Source organism: Franconibacter pulveris (assembly GCF_056780215.1).
Window position 1 is genome coordinate 41,467 of record NZ_CM165555.1, and the last position, 16,580, is coordinate 58,046.

Annotated in this window: 17 protein-coding genes and 1 tRNA gene; 7 read left to right on the top strand and 11 right to left on the bottom strand. The window is 53.2% G+C overall.

What is annotated here, in order from left to right; translation table 11 throughout:
* The first annotated feature begins 4 nt into the window (after window positions 1-4).
* The 3 genes from paoC (at window position 5) to ACU4F7_RS00225 (ending at window position 3,792) form a co-directional block, all read left to right on the top strand.
* Window positions 5-2,203, top strand: coding sequence for an aldehyde oxidoreductase molybdenum-binding subunit PaoC (gene paoC / locus ACU4F7_RS00215; protein ID WP_481637792.1), 2,199 nt, complete (start codon window positions 5-7; stop codon window positions 2,201-2,203).
* A 78-nt stretch (window positions 2,204-2,281) separates the two neighbouring features.
* Window positions 2,282-3,241, top strand: a complete 960-nt coding sequence (locus tag ACU4F7_RS00220; RefSeq protein WP_481637793.1) for an XdhC family protein — start codon at window positions 2,282-2,284, stop codon at window positions 3,239-3,241.
* Complete coding sequence (locus tag ACU4F7_RS00225) at window positions 3,241-3,792, top strand: nucleotidyltransferase family protein (RefSeq protein WP_481637794.1); 552 nt, start codon at window positions 3,241-3,243, stop codon at window positions 3,790-3,792. The genes ACU4F7_RS00220 and ACU4F7_RS00225 overlap by 1 nt, the downstream gene beginning before the upstream one ends.
* A 257-nt stretch (window positions 3,793-4,049) precedes the next feature.
* Here ACU4F7_RS00225 and ACU4F7_RS00230 read toward each other — a convergent pair whose 3' ends face one another.
* The 7 genes from ACU4F7_RS00230 to ACU4F7_RS00260 all read right to left on the bottom strand — a co-directional run bounded on the left by ACU4F7_RS00230 (window position 4,050) and on the right by ACU4F7_RS00260 (window position 9,374).
* Entirely contained in the window at window positions 4,050-4,442 is a 393-nt protein-coding gene (locus ACU4F7_RS00230; RefSeq protein WP_146204052.1) for a hypothetical protein, read from the bottom strand.
* Entirely contained in the window at window positions 4,429-5,268 is an 840-nt protein-coding gene (locus ACU4F7_RS00235) for a hypothetical protein (RefSeq protein WP_109996328.1), read from the bottom strand. The genes ACU4F7_RS00230 and ACU4F7_RS00235 overlap by 14 nt, the downstream gene beginning before the upstream one ends.
* 403 nt (window positions 5,269-5,671) lie before the next feature.
* Window positions 5,672-8,005, bottom strand: coding sequence for a primase-helicase zinc-binding domain-containing protein (locus ACU4F7_RS00240; protein WP_481637795.1), 2,334 nt, complete (start codon window positions 8,003-8,005; stop codon window positions 5,672-5,674).
* 13 nt (window positions 8,006-8,018) lie between these two features.
* Entirely contained in the window at window positions 8,019-8,339 is a 321-nt protein-coding gene (locus tag ACU4F7_RS00245; protein WP_366150952.1) for a DUF5375 domain-containing protein, read from the bottom strand.
* Window positions 8,336-8,563, bottom strand: a complete 228-nt coding sequence (locus tag ACU4F7_RS00250) for a hypothetical protein (protein WP_481637796.1) — start codon at window positions 8,561-8,563, stop codon at window positions 8,336-8,338. The genes ACU4F7_RS00245 and ACU4F7_RS00250 overlap by 4 nt, the downstream gene beginning before the upstream one ends.
* A complete protein-coding gene (locus ACU4F7_RS00255) occupies window positions 8,560-9,111 on the bottom strand; it encodes a host cell division inhibitor Icd-like protein (protein ID WP_481637797.1) in 552 nt (183 codons plus the stop codon). The genes ACU4F7_RS00250 and ACU4F7_RS00255 overlap by 4 nt, the downstream gene beginning before the upstream one ends.
* Complete coding sequence (locus ACU4F7_RS00260; RefSeq protein ID WP_032991157.1) at window positions 9,108-9,374, bottom strand: helix-turn-helix transcriptional regulator; 267 nt, start codon at window positions 9,372-9,374, stop codon at window positions 9,108-9,110. The genes ACU4F7_RS00255 and ACU4F7_RS00260 overlap by 4 nt, the downstream gene beginning before the upstream one ends.
* A 538-nt stretch (window positions 9,375-9,912) precedes the next feature.
* Between ACU4F7_RS00260 and ACU4F7_RS00265 the strand changes: the two genes are divergently transcribed.
* Genes ACU4F7_RS00265 through ACU4F7_RS00275 form a run of 3 tightly spaced genes read left to right on the top strand, consistent with a single transcriptional unit; the run spans window position 9,913 to window position 11,472 of the window.
* Window positions 9,913-10,656, top strand: a complete 744-nt coding sequence (locus ACU4F7_RS00265) for a capsid protein (RefSeq protein WP_481637798.1) — start codon at window positions 9,913-9,915, stop codon at window positions 10,654-10,656.
* Window positions 10,657-10,658: 2 nt separating this feature from the next.
* Window positions 10,659-10,877 carry an ogr/Delta-like zinc finger family protein gene (locus ACU4F7_RS00270; RefSeq protein ID WP_024558415.1) on the top strand — a complete coding sequence of 73 codons (219 nt, stop codon included), beginning with the start codon at window positions 10,659-10,661 and terminating at the stop codon, window positions 10,875-10,877.
* Window positions 10,878-10,905: 28 nt separating this feature from the next.
* Window positions 10,906-11,472, top strand: coding sequence for a phage polarity suppression protein (locus ACU4F7_RS00275; RefSeq protein ID WP_481637799.1), 567 nt, complete (start codon window positions 10,906-10,908; stop codon window positions 11,470-11,472).
* A gap of 399 nt (window positions 11,473-11,871) precedes the next feature.
* On the opposite strand, the gene ACU4F7_RS00280 is transcribed toward ACU4F7_RS00275, so the two are convergent.
* The 4 genes from ACU4F7_RS00280 to ACU4F7_RS00295 form a co-directional block, all read right to left on the bottom strand.
* Window positions 11,872-12,519 (bottom strand): hypothetical protein, encoded by a 648-nt coding sequence (locus ACU4F7_RS00280; protein ID WP_481637800.1) that lies wholly within the window; start codon window positions 12,517-12,519, stop codon window positions 11,872-11,874.
* Window positions 12,516-13,385, bottom strand: a complete 870-nt coding sequence (locus ACU4F7_RS00285; protein WP_109996322.1) for an HAD family hydrolase — start codon at window positions 13,383-13,385, stop codon at window positions 12,516-12,518. The genes ACU4F7_RS00280 and ACU4F7_RS00285 overlap by 4 nt, the downstream gene beginning before the upstream one ends.
* 70 nt (window positions 13,386-13,455) lie before the next feature.
* On the bottom strand, window positions 13,456-14,625 hold the full coding sequence (locus ACU4F7_RS00290) for a tyrosine-type recombinase/integrase (protein ID WP_481637801.1): 1,170 nt from the start codon (window positions 14,623-14,625) through the stop codon (window positions 13,456-13,458).
* A gap of 161 nt (window positions 14,626-14,786) precedes the next feature.
* Window positions 14,787-14,881 (bottom strand) — tRNA-Sec (locus ACU4F7_RS00295).
* 294 nt (window positions 14,882-15,175) lie between these two features.
* Between ACU4F7_RS00295 and ACU4F7_RS00300 the strand changes: the two genes are divergently transcribed.
* Entirely contained in the window at window positions 15,176-16,579 is a 1,404-nt protein-coding gene (locus ACU4F7_RS00300) for a glycoside-pentoside-hexuronide family transporter (protein WP_481637802.1), read from the top strand.
* Window position 16,580 lies beyond the last annotated feature (1 nt).

Genomic DNA, 16,580 nt, shown 5'->3' on the forward strand with positions numbered 1-16,580 from the left:
GTGGATGAAATTTGATAAACCGGCACAAGAGAACCCGATTGACCAGATGAAAGTGGTGGGCCGCCCGCATGACCGTATCGACGGCCCGCTGAAAACCACCGGCACGGCGACTTACGCCTATGAATGGCACAAAGAAGCGCCCAACGTCGCCTACGGGCACGTGGTGGGGTCCGCCATCGCCAAAGGCCGCATCACCTCAATGGATATTAGCGCGGCGAAAAACGCGCCCGGCGTGCTGGCGGTGGTCACCGCCGACAACGCGGGGCCGCTCGGCAAAGGGGAGATGAACGCGGCAACGCTTTTGGGCGGTCCTGAAATCGAGCATTACCATCAGGCCATCGCCGTGGTGGTGGCGGAGACGTTCGAGCAGGCGCGCGCGGCGTCAGCGCTGATTGACGTGCGCTACCGCCGCGAGCCGGGCGCGTACGATCTCGCCTGGCAAAAACCTGGCGTGACGGAACCGCCGGACGATACGCCGGATAAAGTCGTTGGGGATTTCGACGGCGCGTTTAACACGGCGGCGGTGAAGCTCGACGCCACCTACACCACGCCGGACCAGAGCCATATGGCGATGGAGCCGCACGCCTCAATGGCCGCCTGGGAAGGGGACAAACTCACCCTCTGGACCTCCAGCCAGATGATCAACTGGTGGAAGGGCGACCTTGCGAAAACGCTTAACATCCCGGAAGAGAACATTCGCGTGCGCTCGCCCTATATTGGCGGCGGCTTCGGCAGCAAGCTGTTCTTGCGCAGCGACGCCCTGCTGGCCGCGCTCGGCGCGCGTGCGGCGAAGCGGCCCGTTAAGGTGATGCTGCCAAGGCCGTTCATTCCTAACAATACTACCCACCGCCCGGCGACGATTCAGCGAGTGCGCATCGGCGCCGAAGAGAGCGGGCGCATTACCGCTATCGCCCATGAAAGCTGGTCCGGTAACCTGCCGGGCGGCCCGACGGAGACGGCGACCAACCAGACCGAGCTGCTTTACGCCGGGGCGAACCGCCATACCGGGCTGCGTCTGGCCGAGCTTAGCCTGCCGGAAGGCAACTCCATGCGCGCGCCCGGCGAAGCGCCAGGAATGATGGTGCTGGAGATAGCCATTGACGAGATGGCCGAACGGCTGGGGATGGACCCGGTGGCGTTTCGTATTCACAACGACACCCAGGTGGACCCGGCGAAACCGGAGCGCTTCTTTTCTCGTCGTCAGCTGGTGGAGTGTTTGCGTACGGGCGCGGAGCGTTTCGGCTGGAGCCGTCGCAACCCCAAACCCGCGCAGGTGCGCGACGGCCGCTGGCTGGTGGGGTATGGCATGGCGGCGGGCTTTCGCAACAACCTGCTGACGCCGTCCGGCGCGCGCGTGCTTCTCGATTCGCAGGGCGTGGTGACCGTTGAGACGGACATGACCGACATCGGCACCGGCAGCTACACCATCATTGCCCAGACCGCCGCCGAGATGATGGGCGTGCCGCTGGAGAAGGTCGTGGTGCGCCTTGGCGACTCCGATTTCCCTGTCTCTTCCGGTTCCGGCGGGCAGTGGGGCGCCAACAGCTCAACGGCGGGGGTGTACGCCGCCTGCGTAAAACTGCGCGAAGCGGTGGCGAACACGCTTGGCATGAATGCCGGTAACGTGGAGTTTACCGACGGACAGGTCCGCGCAGGCGATCACAGCGTGCCGCTGGCTGAGGCGGCGGCGGGGGGGACGATTTCCGCGGAAGACACCATGGAATATGGCGACCTCGACCAGCAGTTTCAGCAATCCACCTTCGCCGGGCACTTCGTTGAAGTGGCTGTGGATGCGGCGACGGGCGAGGTACGCGTTCGCCGCATGCTGGCGGTCTGCGCCGCAGGCCGCATTCTCAACCCAAAAACCGCGCGCAGTCAGGTGATTGGCGCCATGACCATGGGGCTTGGCGGGGCGCTGATGGAAGAGCTGGCGGTAGATACGCGGCTCGGGTTCTTCGTTAACCACGATATGGCGGGTTACGAAGTGCCGGTGCATGCCGATATCCCCGAGCAGGAGGTTATCTTCATTGAAGATACCGACCCGATCTCCTCTCCGATGAAAGCCAAAGGGGTGGGCGAGCTGGGCCTGTGCGGCGTCAGCGCCGCCATCGCCAACGCCATTTACAACGCCACCGGCGTGCGGGTGCGGGATTACCCCATCACCGTCGATAAGCTGTTGAAAGGGTTGCCAACTCTGGTTTAAGGAAAACGGCGGCTGGCGGCCGCTTCAGGGTAAACCGTAGCGCGCCGCCGGCGCGCTTCACTGAAGGATGGAGAAGAGGTGCTGCAACAATCCCCCCTTATCGAACAAACAAGCCCGGCGCCGCGTAATCCGCAGCCCGCTTTTTTGACCGACGACAGCGCAGAGATTTTGCGCTTCGCGGCGGAGGCGCTGAATGCGGGCATGGCGGCGGCGCTGGTGACGCTGGTTGAGATCCGCGGCGGTTCGTCGCGCCCGTTGGGGGCGCACATGGCCGTGCGCGAAGATGGCCTCTACTGCGGTTTTGTTTCCGGCGGCTGCGTGGAGGCCGCCGCCGCTTTCGAAGCGATGGAGGTGATCCAGTCCGGCGAAGACCGCATGGTGAAGTATGGCGAAGGCTCGCCCTATTTCGATATCGTGCTCCCCTGCGGCGGCGGCATTACGCTCAGCATGCATAAACTGCGCGCCGTGCAACCGCTGCTGGCGGTGCTGAACGCCATGGCGCAGCGCCAGCCTGCCGGGCTTCGCTATAACCCTCAGTCGCAGACGCTGCAGAGCGTGCTTTCGCAACGGGAGACGGGCTGGAGGGGCGCAGATTTTGCGGTGGGCTACCGCCCCTGCACGCGGGTTATCGTCTATGGCCGCTCGGTGGAAGCGGCGGTAACGGCTAATGTCGCCCGGGCGGCGGGTTATGACGTGCATACCAGCGACGGCTTCGATCCGCGCACCACTTTCACGCTGATGGATGCCGACACGGCGGTTATCCTGCTCTACCACGATCTCAACCGGGAGCTGCCAGTATTGCAGGCAGCCCTGGCTGCCCGGCCGTTTTACATCGGCGCGCTGGGCAGCCGCCGGACCCACGACGTGCGCATGCAGCGGCTCGCCGAGCTTGGCTGGAGCGAGCAGGAGACCGCGCGAATAAAAGCGCCGATAGGCATCTTCCCGAAGGCGCGCGACGCGCACTCGCTGGCGCTCTCTGTGCTGGCGGATGTGGCGGCGGCTCGCCTTACTCATGCAAGCAATGAGGATGCAGGATAATGGTTGCGGCGGGCGAACCGGTCATCATTATTCTGGCCGCCGGAAAGGGGGAACGGTTTCTCGCTTCCGGCGGCACAACCCACAAACTGGATGCGCTGCTGCACGGCAAAGCGGTGTTGCAACATGTGCTCGACGCGGTGAAAGCGTCGGGCCTGCCGTGGCATCTTGTCAGGCCGGAAGGCGGCACGCGCGGCATGGGTGAATCCATCGCCATGGGCGTGCGCGCCACGCCTGATTCGCCGGGGTGGTTAATCCTGCCAGGCGATCTTCCTTTTATTCAGCCCGCCTCGCTGTTGCGCGTGGCGCAGGCGCTGAAAGCGCACCCGCTGGTTGTGCCGCACTATCAGCAAAAGCAGGGCCACCCGGTAGGGTTTCAGCGGACCTTTTTTGACGCGCTGGCGAGTCTTGGCGGGGATGTGGGAGCGAAAGCGATAGTACGCGCAGCGCGGGAGAAGCGAGAGGTGCTGGAGCTGACCTTAGAAGATGTCGGCGTGGTAAAGGATGTGGATGTGGTGGGGGATTTGGGGGCAGAGCAGTTATTCAGGAGATGAAAAAACCACGCCAGCGCATTTTCCCCACCGCTTTCTTATTAATATTACTTGCATCTTTCTGCACGTTTCGGCCATTAAACTTCGGGCACTGCTCCAGCTTTTCCTGCCAGTCTCTTAAAAAAGAAACGCAGCGTTGGCTGAAGATCACAGGAGCCCAATTAATTTTGCAAATCATTGTTTTTAATATAAAATTATTATGAAGACAACAGGGTTATACACTTTTATATACACATTATGAACCTCTGAAAGTTCTTTTGTTAACCAAGCTTTTTACATGCCAGACCATCTATAAAGTAACGATAAGAAGCATAGACGAACATCAAAATCTGGAGTATCCCCAGAAAAACTGAAGGTTGCTTGAGCATGTAAATGTACAAAACCATACTTGGAGCAATACCAGTGATAAATAATTTTGCAACATACCACTCCCACCCTTCCTTTTTTTTATTATTAGGGCTGGCCACTAATGCGGAAGATAGGGAGGTTAATGATTGCCCAAATATTATAAAGCTGGCAATAGACCAATCACTCGCTAAGATAATATCAAGCCATTTCAGGTCAATTGATTTAACAAGAATAAGGATTGAAAAAGGCAGTAATATAAATAGATATGATGCCATAAGCGATTTTAGGTTATTAGAGAAGGGCATCCTGAACCTCTGAGCTTGGAATAAGCTTTAGCACTTTAGTTATAATTGCTTTCTTAATTGGTAATTTTTTATGCTTATTATCTAATTCATAATATATTTCTACCAGCATACAGTGTTTTGCTGTAATGATGGGGAGATCACCATTTTGATATTTTTTTAACCAATCTTTATGCCCAATTGTAGCCATGAAAGTTTTATGAGTTGTACGGCTACGAACTTGCCATTGCGCATCACCGAAATTTACAGGCTTTATAATGTCCAAACAGTCCTTACCTCTGTACTGCATTGGGTTGTGCTCATCAAACATAGTTTCTGGATCACCAAGGAATCGCATGTTTGTATTTATTTTTATTACATTACTTCCCGCCGCAGTTATATTTTCAATTTCTGCTTTCTCTTGGGGGTTCAACATTTCATTTGCAGCAGATAATTCTTGTAAAATCTTAGCGAGCGACACCCTGTTAATATAAGGAGAAATATTTATATTTTCTTTTTCTATTCTTCTTTCTTGTTTTTCTGCCAAATCGTTAACTTGCTCTGGTGAGATTATTTCATTGGTAAAAACTAAATCATTGAGAAATTCTGAGGATTGTTTTTCAAGAAAGGAAGAAAAGCCGTTTGTAATTGAGCCTAGAACTGCCTTTATGGAACCAGTTTTTATATCTTTTAAGAGTAAGTCGTATTTGAAAATATGCCCTGTGGCTTCAGCTAACAGTTCGCCATATTCTTTGTAAGCTGAAATATAGTGAGCCATAGCTATAAAAATTTGCTCAGGATTCTCTCTTTCCTTTAAGTAATCAATTTTTATCCCTACAGTGTTTTCCATAATTTATTATCACCAGTTAATTATTATTGCTTTTGAGAGTTGCATATTATCTACAATATACAAAGTTTCACAGAATAATCCAATACTAAGTTTAAAGTACTTATCGAGGGCTAAGGAATTGCACACAATGTTACTGTTTTACTTACGTATCATATTGATAGGTTAAGTCAATATGCTGATTTCACAAAAAAATTATGACTTGTGCAACAAGTTTTCTATTTGCACGTGAGCCCCATATAAAAAGTTTTTTTGCGCTTAACTGTTCACTATGTTCACCTTTCATTTTTATATAAGATTTTCATAAAGTTAAGTGGCGATTAGATGGTGAAGGGTGAACAGTGGATTGTTCACCTTAATGGGCAATCAGGCATAAAAAAGACCGGCGCCTGCCGGTCTGGGTAAGTTATGCCGCTGAGGTTTCGTCGCACTTCGGTAGCCAGTCGCTGTTACTGTCTTCCCGGAGCGTGAGATTGGTCTGCGTCCCGTGTTTTGTGTGCCGCTTTTCGTAGCTTATGCCGTACTCTTTGAGCATCATCGGCAGCCCTGTTCCGAACATTTTCAGGCTCAGTACATGCTTAAACCCGTTCGCCTCCATATATACCAGATAGGCGTGATACAGATAGCTGCGGGGCTGGCGCGGCACGATGTTCGCATTGCCCATGAACATCCCGTTGGTCTGCGGCAGGGCTTCCAGATAGCCGCAAAAATCAAAGGCCGGGTCAGCATCGCGCTTGATGCTGAGTGCCTCACCGGAGTTCTGCTGCGACTGGAGCAGGGTGCGGGCGGTCATCGGGTCGCTGAACCGTTGCATAAGCTGGCGAACAATCACGGCCAGTTCGCGGGCGATTTTATCCCTGAGCTGCGGGTCACGCTCCTCGGGTGCTATCTGTTCCGGGAAGTGAATAATCACCCGGCGACGGGAGACGCCGCCGCTGCGGTCGGTGAAGCGCATCGGATTATTGTTCACGGCCAGAATGACTGCCGGAATATGTGTTGAATACGGGTTCTGATATTTGGGGTCAACCGAAACCGCATCGCCACCGGTGATGGCTTTGAGCCCGGCACCGTCGCCACTCCACTTTTCCTGGTCGGGAAGGCGAATGAGCGAGAAGCCGATAAGGGATGCGCGCCTGCGCGGGTCTTCCAGCGTGTCGATATCGGCCGACGTGGCGTTATCCTCACCGGCAAGCAGGGTCGCAATTTCGGCGAGAATACTTTTCCCGCTGCCGCCCGGCCCGGTCACTTCGAGAAAGAGCTGCCAGTCGTAGCGGTTCGCCAGCACCATAAAGAGTGCTGCCAGAACCACGTCGCGTTTTTGCGGATTCTGGCTGGCCGCGCGGTTGAGCCAGCGCCAGAAATTCGGCGCGTGGGTCTCCAGCGTTTCCCCTTCCACCGGCGGGGTAAAATCCACGTCGCACAGCGTGCGCAGCCAGTGTGATTTATGGTGCGGGCTGAATATCCCGCTTTGGGTATCGAGTACCCCGTTGCGAAAGCCAATCAGGCGCCGCGCCGGTGACGCCTGCTGCGGAATAATCAGTTTCAGGGTCTCCACCACCGAGGCAATTCTGCCCGATGAGAACGGGGCGCGCAGGCGCTGGAACAGCCCGGCCACGTCACGCGCAAATTCGGCTGGCGATACCACCTTCCAGATGCCGCTTTCATAGCGCGACAGGAGCTGGCCGTTCGCATCCACGGCCAGCGCTTCGCCGTAATGCTCATGTACCCGCATCGCCTTTTCGCTGGCGCTCATGGCGGTAAATTCCGCCTCGCTCATGGTGTCAAACGGGCTGGCGACTGGCGGCTTAATGGCGTCGTAAATCGCCTGACGCGTGGCCTCCTCCCCCTGCTGCACAAACGCATCATTCCAGTCACCAAACACCGGCGGCAGGGCAACAATGCCCTCGCATGCCTCTGCGGCCGCTGCGGCGCTGGTCTGGCCGACACCGTTAAGGTCACGGTCGGCGGCAATCACAATCTCACAGGCCGGGTGTTTTTGTCGGGCCAGGCTCGCCAGAGAAAGGAGATTCACGGACGACAGCGCCACCATGACGGTTTCACCGGTGAGGTGATGCACGGCGAGCGCGGTCGCATAACCCTCCGCAATCCACAGGCGTTTTCCGGCCTGTTTTTTCCCTTCGATGACATGACATGCCCCTTTGACCTGACCGCCTTTCAGGGTGCGTTTGAGGCCGTCAGCATTAATAAGCTGAAGATTAACCAGTGCGCCGGACTCGTCATACAGCGGTACGGCCACATCCCCTGAGCGGTACGTGACCCCGCCGGTTTTGTGCATGGTGGTCAGCGTCAGGCATTCGCGGTCAGTCAGCCCCTTGCGGGTCAGGTAGGCGTTACCGGAGGTCAGGCGGACTTTCGCCATGATATCCGCCGCCAGCGCGGCGGCCTCCCTGCGGCTGGCTTCGGTTTCTGCCGTATCAACAGCAATCACCGCCGGGTCAACCGGCGGCAGGTTGCCGGTCACGGCGTCCACCTTTCCGGCGGCCTCGGACGCTGACACGCTGAACACCTTCTCAACCAGTTTCAGGCCGTCACCCGCGCCGCACTGGTTGCAGAACCACGTCCCGCGCCCCTCTTTATCGTCAAAGCGGAAGCGGTCAAAGCCGCCGCATACCGGGCAGGCCTGATGGCGATTTTTAATGACCTTCACACCCAGCGCCGGGAGAATGCGCGGCCAGTGGCCGCACGCCTGTTTAACGGTTTCCGTTACGTTCATTTTCATCGTTATTTCTCCCTCAGTGCACAACAGGCGATGTGATATGGCGGGCGCAGAGCTCATCCATGACGGCGAGCCCGAGAAAGGAGAGCGACGGCGCCGCTTTCAGCGGTCCGGCCTCCATTAAATCTTCCAGCAGCGCACAGGCAATCTGACGGCCTTTTTCCTCGCCGTGCTGGCGGAGGTAAAAGCCTTCCAGCTCGTCGGCAATGGCGCTTTCCAGCGCATCGAGAGTGAGGTGCGGGTAGCGGCGCTGGCGTTCACACGCGGTGAGCCAGGCACAGGCAACGGCGCGGCGGTAAAGGGCCGAGCGCAGCACGGCGGGCAGCACAGACTTCATACGCGTGTCACCTCAGCGAGCCAGCGCTGGTTGCAGCGCTCCACCACGCCGTCGAGCTGCGCGGTCATGAGATAAATCACGGAGGTGAGCTGTAGCTGCTGCGCCGGATCAGGGCGCACGGTGGTGCAGTCCTGCACCTGCATCAGCTCGCCGACGAGCCGGCCGACATTACGCATATGCTCAAGGCATTCGAGGTCACGGGTGGTAATGGTGGTCTGTTTCATGCGCCTACCTCCGCCACCGGCAGGCGGGCTGCGAACGCCAGCACGTAATCGCGAACGAGAGAACGGCGGGCGCTGCGCTCGTCACCGGCCACGGTGCGGAGCATACAGATTCGGGGTGTGCGGTCTGCACGACGAACGGCGGCAAACACAAAGACAAACTGCGGGTGAGACAGGGTGAGGGTCGTAGCCATGATGGCAGCCTCCATTGAGTAGCGGTTATCGCCACCACCGGAGTTCCTACGCTCATGGGTGGTGGCCCGGACGGGGGTAGGAATACCGGCCTCAATGGATACCGGCCAGCCCGAAGGCTGCCCCGCCCGGACCACCATTATCTGACAGGGGCTAAGGTGTAAGCACCACAGCCCGGAAAATGGGTGTGCCTGAGCAACGACATAAAAAAAGACGCAAGGCGCGTCTGGTGTCGCCATTGAGTTACACGGGTTCCTACGCCCGGCTGCCGATTTTGCGACAGCGGAAAAACTATACCTGGAAACGGCGAAAGGAAGCAAGCCAGAAAAAGGGGCTGTCTGCTGAACGGCCATCATCACGCGTCACATCCCCGGTCACGTGCTGCGATACGGTCGACCATCCATGCGGTGATTTCGGACTGCGCCCACGCCACGTTTTTACCGCCGAGGCTGATTTGCTTCGGAAAGGCTTCCCGGCTGATGAGGTCGTATATGGTCGAGCGGGATAACCCACATAAGTGCATCACTTCAGGCAGACGGATGAAACGCTCCTGAACGGCATCAGAGACCGGCATCATTGGGGCGGCAGGGGCAGAAGACGGGGAAGAAAAAGCGGTGTGCATCGGGCTACCTCATAAAGTCCAAACAGTGCCGGTTGTGTCCTTCCGGCTTCGGGTAGCTCCTTATTATGTTTATATTTTCTCTCAGGTCATGTGTGATTTTCGGGAAAACAAACATTGACTTTTCTGTAACTAAAACGATGGCAAACGCTGGCAAACCGTTGCAATTCACTGCACTACATTGCAGCAAATGTTATTCCTTCTGGTTATACATCTTCCCGCATTAATCGAAATAAAATCTAAATGCCGTCGTCATTCTTAAAACCAGAGGGTGAACAGTAGTGAAGAGTCGGTGAACAGTTATATTCTCGACTATTCACCTATTAACTTGCTGTATTGATTTATTTTTTTATGAAAGTGAACAGTAGTGAACAGTTAAATCTAAAAAAACAAAGGGTGAGAAGGATTTCCCGGAGACCTTTCTCTGGCAAGCCGGATTTTAAGTCTCGTTTGTGCCAGAAATGCCACAACGGTAATGCATCGAGATGTTGTCTGATGAAGGGCAGAATCATTTCAGGTTGAACACACGGAGAGCCTGAACATGAAAACCGAAAAAGTCATTACCGCCCTGCAAGATGTTGCCGCCCGACAGTTCGCAGAGACCAACCCGCACATCACCGACAAGCTGAGCGCATTCACTGCGGCCAGAGACACCCACACGGCCAGCATGCAGGCGCTGAAAGAGATTGATACGTCCATTGAACGCTGTAAGCAGGAGCGGCAGACCGCCCTTGATGAGAGCGCAGAGGCGGAGCAGGACTGGCGCAGCCGTTTCCGCAGCCTGCGCGGCAACCTCACCCCTGAGATGAAAGCAGAGCACGGCAGGCGCATCGCCAGTCGCGAACTGGCAGACGAGTTCACCGGTCTGATTGCCGAGCTGGAGAATGATCGTAAGCGCGCCATGTTCGGTGCCTGCACCACCGGGAATAAGTACCGCGCGGCATATGATGACGCCCTTTCCACTTACGCCGATGTGCAATGGACACAGGCACTGGCCGATGTTCCCGCCACGCTTGTCCGTGCGTTTGTGCTGCGCACCCGGGCCCTTGAAATGAAGGGAGAAGCCTCACCACAGTCTGTTGCCCTCGCAGAGCTTCGCGACGTCCTGAGCCGCCTGGGCAGTGAGTACCAGTTCGATATGACGCAGGAGCAGGTATTGTCCGTGACGGGCATGCACCGGCCGCATCTTGCCGGTGTGGATACGGAGCTGCTGAACAGCCCGGCGAAGCGAATGATGCTGGCTAAAGCACTGGCTGAAAATAGCGGCACAAAGGCGGAGGCTTAAGCATGTTTCACTGCCCGTTCTGCAAAACCAGTGCGCACGCCCGCACCAGCCGCTATCTGTCCGATAACGTCAAACAGCGCTATCACCAGTGCGTGAATATCGAATGTTCGGCGACCTTCCGCACGCTGGAATCCGTGGATGGTGTTATCCGTTCACCGGCAACAGAGCCGGCTATCCCGGCACCCGAACCGGCAGCCACCGTTAACCGCGCCGGTGCGTAACCATGCACGGCCATCAGGAGAAACGCACGTGACAACACTACAGAAAGCCTTTGAAACCTGTCAGGCAGACAAATCTGCCTGGCTGCAACGCAGGGCTGAACTTGCACAGACTGAACAGGCATACCGGGAACAGCTTGCCGCTGATAACCGCAACGGCCAGCGCCTGCAAATGCTGCGCGACATTATCGACGTGAAAAAGTGGGAAATTAACCGGGCTTCCGGTCGCTATATCCGTTCCCATGAAGAAGTGCAGCGCATCAGCATCCGCAACCGGCTGAATGATTTTATGCAGGCCCACGGTGCAGCGCTGGCCGCCGCCCTTGCCCCGGAACTGATGAATTATTCCGGCCAGCATCCCGCCGTTCAGCACTGCGCCATGCAGCATTCACTTGATTATCTGCGTGAGGCGCTACAGGTCTGGCTCTCCGCCGGAGAAAAAATTAATTATTCCGCACAGGATGAGGACATTTTAACGGCCATCGGATTCAGGCCCGACGCGGCTTCACGCGATGACAGCCGGGAAAAATTCACACCCGCACAGAACCTGAATTACACCCATCGCCGTGCAGAACTGGCCGCGCATCAGAACCGTTAATTCTCTCCGAAAATCCCGCCTTTTTCCCGCCAAAAACCATGCATGCATAAGGTGCATGGTTTTGCATGCGTTTCGCCGACACTGAATCCCCCGCCAGCGCCAGTACTGGCAAGCCCTGATGCCGCTAATGCACCTGCATTAAAAGCGTCCCGTTAAGCGGGCAGGCGGGGAGGGGAAAGCATTGCGCGCTGGCACAGTTTAACTTAATTTATTTTTCTGCTCTCAGTACGTCGTAATGGCAATAAATTATTATATGAGATTGTGTGTCGCGTGAGTCTAAAGAGTGGTAAGTTGAAAGGTGGGGCGTTAATATAATGCCGCTTAAATGCGGCATTATTAAAAGGGATGGAAGAATAATACTACCGTTATTTTCTCGTTAAATATAATTAAATAAGAGATTTAACTTTGTTTATTATTAGTGCTTTCTGGTGACGAGTTGAAAGAGCACTGATAACCGTTATAGTTCGTATTTCTAGTGCACTGTGCTTCTATTTTTATTTGTTCATAAGGGTTGTTTTTGCTCGGAGAGCTAAAAATCATCATGCAACCCCCTGTGATTAATAGGACAGCTAATACGCCGAAATAAAATATTTTAGCTTTGGTAGTGCTGTGAACATTCTTTAAGAAGAGAATGTCTCGAGGGCTACTATCACCAATTGTTTTAGTAAGATCTATATTTACAATATCTACACCGATCTCTTGTTCAATAGCTAATCCCTTTTTTACTGCTCCGAGTAATAAAGGATGGTACCAATAAACGTCAACAAAATAAAAAAGCAACCAAACAATAGCTGCTCCGAATGCAAGCATTCCCGCAACTGAGTAGCTGCCTCCAAAAATCACTAAGCTTGAGCTAGAGTTAAAGCTAACACCTATTGCACCAATGAATGCTGATAATATAAGGATCCCAAAATTGCGAACCTTCATTTCTAGATCATTAAAGTGCTTCTGCACATCAATAATTGTTTTCCATACATCAACCTTAAGTTTTAGGGCTTCAAGATTAATCGTGGCTAAAAATTTTTCCTCATCGGTCATCGCCATCATTTATTCCCTTTAAACTCTGAAAATTGAAAAATTGATAAAATTTCTGAGAAAACTTCTACGGTATGAGTAGGCTTAGCACCAGAAGCATTTTCTTTTATTTTTCTTTCTCTTTCAACATCTTCATCTGTCCAGTGTGTGACCGCACGTAAAAGATCATAACCATCTTTGTTTTCCTCAAAATGTCCGGTACCGTAACTGGCAAACACATCGCTAACATTGGCATTTTGCGCCATTTCAATGTCTTTCATTTCGCTATCACCAATGTAGACACATTCTTCTGGAACAGCTCCAATGGATGCAATAATATCTAAAAGCAGTTGAGGGTTTGGCTTGATTTCATCTTTAGGAGTATATTCTTGTTTGGTATGTACAAGATTATATTTTACCTGTTTTTTCTCACCGTCAGGTATTTCATGATCCTCTGGCGAAAACAAAACATCAATAATGCCATCAAGCCCTAATCTAGTAAGTCGGAAATTAGAGTAGTAAGCCTTTGATTCAGTGTAAGCGACAATAAAGCTCCCCTTTTCTTTAAGGGTTTTCAAAGTTTCCAATACTGTTGGATACAGCATTAAATGCTTTTTCCTTGCGCTTCTAAAAGCGTGAATGGCCTCATCCATTGCTAAATTAATAGATTCTCGGTCGCCATATTTTTCCTGTAGCAATGGGATGCTTTCAAGGATAAATGAATATTCAGCAGTGCCATACTTTTGATGGATAGGCCTGATTTGTTCAATTAAATCAGCTCTAGGGATTCCTGAAATCTCCACCACTTTGTTTAACATGGCATTAAAACTATTGTACCAAACACTAAACCAATCAAAAAGTGTATTATCCAGATCTGTTATTAGCACTGTCTTTTTCATATATACTCCTGAAAAAATATATTTTGTATAGTATAAAGCATTTTACAATACTTATCTATTAATGATGTGTTTAGGTTGGATATAGCATATCACTGTACCACTGGATCATTGCCCGGCGGTTTTCAAGGTATTGCGCATGATTATATATCCCCCTAATGGAATTTTTATCAGCATGAGCTAACTGTAGTTCTATCCATTTGCTGTCAAATCCTTGTTCATGAAGTATTGTTGACATCGTGTGTCTGAATCCGTGCCCTGTAGCTCGTCCTTTATAACCCAACAACTCTATAACTTGTGTAACTGTTTCTTTGCTAATGGGTTTGCTTCGGTTATTTCTTCCTATGAATACATAAGGATATTTCCCCGTTATTGGCTTTAATTGGAGAAATAATTTAATAGCTTGGGAAGATAGAGGAACAATGTGAGGTCTGCGCATTTTCATCCTTTCTGCCGGGATTTCCCATATCCCCTCTTTAAGGTCTATTTCTTCCCAAGTCGCAAAACGCATTTCCTGAGTTCTTACGCCAGTAAGCATAACAATCTTAGTCGCATTTTTCGTAATGATGCTGCCAGTATATGCTTCAAGATCTCTAACAAAATGAGGCAACTCTTCGGCGGATAAAAACGGATGGTGTTTTTGCTTCGGTACGGCCAGAGCGATGGCTAAATCCGGTGCAGGATTGTATTCAGCGCGGCCCGTTATGATCGCATAACGATAAACCTCACCGCATCTTTGGCGTACTTTCCGGGTCTTCTCCAGCGCTCCACGCTTTTCTATTCGTCGTAGCACTTCAAGCAGTTCCAACGGTTTAATGTCACTTATAGGTCTTTTACCAATGAACGGGAAAACATCTTGCTCAAATGTCTTAATGATTTCTTCGCGGTAGGCCACTGTCCAGCGATCGGCTTTATTTGAGTGCCACTCCCGACATATGGCTTCGAATGAGTGTTCAGTTGAGAGTTGCTGTGCCAGTTTTTGGGCTTTACGTTCTTCCACTGGGTCTATGCCGTTTGCTACCTGCTTACGAGCGGTATCGCGTTTATCACGTGCTTCTGCGAGGCTCACAAGGTTGTAACTGCCGAATGACATTAGCCGTGCTTTACCGGCAAAACGAAAGCGGAAGCGCCAGCCCTTTGAGCCGTCTGGATTGATGAGTAATGACAGACCTTGTCCATCGTTCAATGTATAGGGTTTGTCTTGGGGTTTTGCTCGTTTGATTTGTATGTCTGTAAGTGCCATGTGTATAAGTCAAAATCTGTATAAAAAACCTATACACATCACTATACATATTTTTCATGGATTCAGGGAGAACATGTCGGACTGTTACGGATGAGTGACTTGATAAATCTATTGAAAATTAAGTATTTTTTAGAATTTCTCGGATGGGTGCGGAGCAACTTTGGCGGAAGATCACAGGAGTCGAACCTGCCCAGGACCGCTGGCGGCCCCAACTGGATTTGAAGTCCAGCCGCCTCACCGGAGACGACGATCTTCCGCGCCTCGATTGCTACATGGAGGCGGGCGCATTATAGGCGCGTTTCAGACTTCTACCAATACCCCGCCTCGCTCTTTTTTCTCACCCGCATTGCAGCCGCTCACCCCGCGTCACCTCTGGTTTCACGCGTTAACCGTCACAAAAAATTTATCACTCGTTTCATCAACGAGTTACCGCGATCACAGAAAAGAAGAATCGTAAGTTAATAACCAGAAAACACAATTTCCCGCATCGCTTTTCCGCACTAAAACCACTTAAGCGAAATTCCGCACTGACGTGATGAGGATGGCCTGAATGAGCGATCAAGTCTTATCGGTAAAAGAGAAAATCGGCTACGGCATGGGGGACGCCGCAAGCCATATCGTCTTTGATAATGTCATGCTTTACATGATGTTTTTCTATACCGACATCTTCGGCATTCCCGCCGGGTTTGTCGGCACCATGTTCCTGTTGGCCCGCGCGCTGGATGCGGTCTCCGACCCGGCAATGGGCCTGATTGCCGACCGCACCCGCAGCCGCTGGGGCAAGTTCCGCCCATGGGTGTTGTTCGGCGCGCTACCCTTCGGCGTGGTCTGCGTCTTCGCCTATAGCTCCCCTGAACTGAGCATGACCGGCAAAATGGTATACGCCGCCGTGACTTACACCCTGCTCACCCTGATGTATACCGTGGTGAATATCCCTTACTGCGCGCTCGGCGGCGTTATCACCAGCGACCCGCAGCAGCGCATCTCGCTGCAATCCTGGCGCTTCGTGCTGGCGACGGCGGGCGGCATGCTCTCCACCGTGCTGATGATGCCGCTGGTCAACCTGATTGGCGGCGACGACAAAGCCTTCGGCTTTCAGGGCGGCATCGCGGTGCTGGCCTTTGTCGCGTGCCTGATGCTCGCGTTCTGCTTTTTCACCACCAAAGAGCGCGTCGAGGCGCCGCCCAGCACCTCCACCATGCGTGAAGACTTGCGCGATATTCTGCAAAACGACCAGTGGCGCGTGGTGGGGCTGCTCACCATCCTGAATATCCTCGCCGTCTGCGTGCGCGGCGGGGCGATGATGTATTACGTCACCTGGATAATGGGCGACGCGGCGCTCTTCTCCTGGTTTCTCGGGCTTTACTGCGTCGGCAACCTGATAGGCAGCGCGCTCGCCAAACCGCTGACCGACTGGAAGTGCAAAGTCAGCGTCTTCTGGTGGACCAACGCCGCCCTGGTGGTATTGAGCGTCGCCATGTTCTTTGTGCCGATGAGCGCCACCGTCGCCATGTTCGCTTTTATCTTCGTGATTGGCGTGCTGCACCAGCTCGTTACGCCCATCCAGTGGGTGATGATGTCGGACACCGTGGATTACGGCGAATGGCGTAACGGCAAGCGCCTTACCGGCATCAGCTTCGCCGGCACGCTGTTCGTGCTGAAGTTGGGCCTGGCGCTGGGCGGCGCGCTGATTGGCTGGATGCTGGCGGGCGGCGGTTATGACGCTGCCGCGAAAACGCAAAACAGCGCCACGCTTAGCATCATCGTCGCGCTGTTCACCATTGCGCCGGGCATCTGCTACGTGCTGAGCGCCATCGTCGCCAAACGTTACTACACGCTGAAGACACCGTTCCTGAAGAACATCCTGGCGGAGCTGGCGAAGGGCGCGCACAACAATCAGCGGGAGTTTGAAACGCTGCCGGTGAGTAAAGCATTTAATGAGTCGAAGGGGTAAG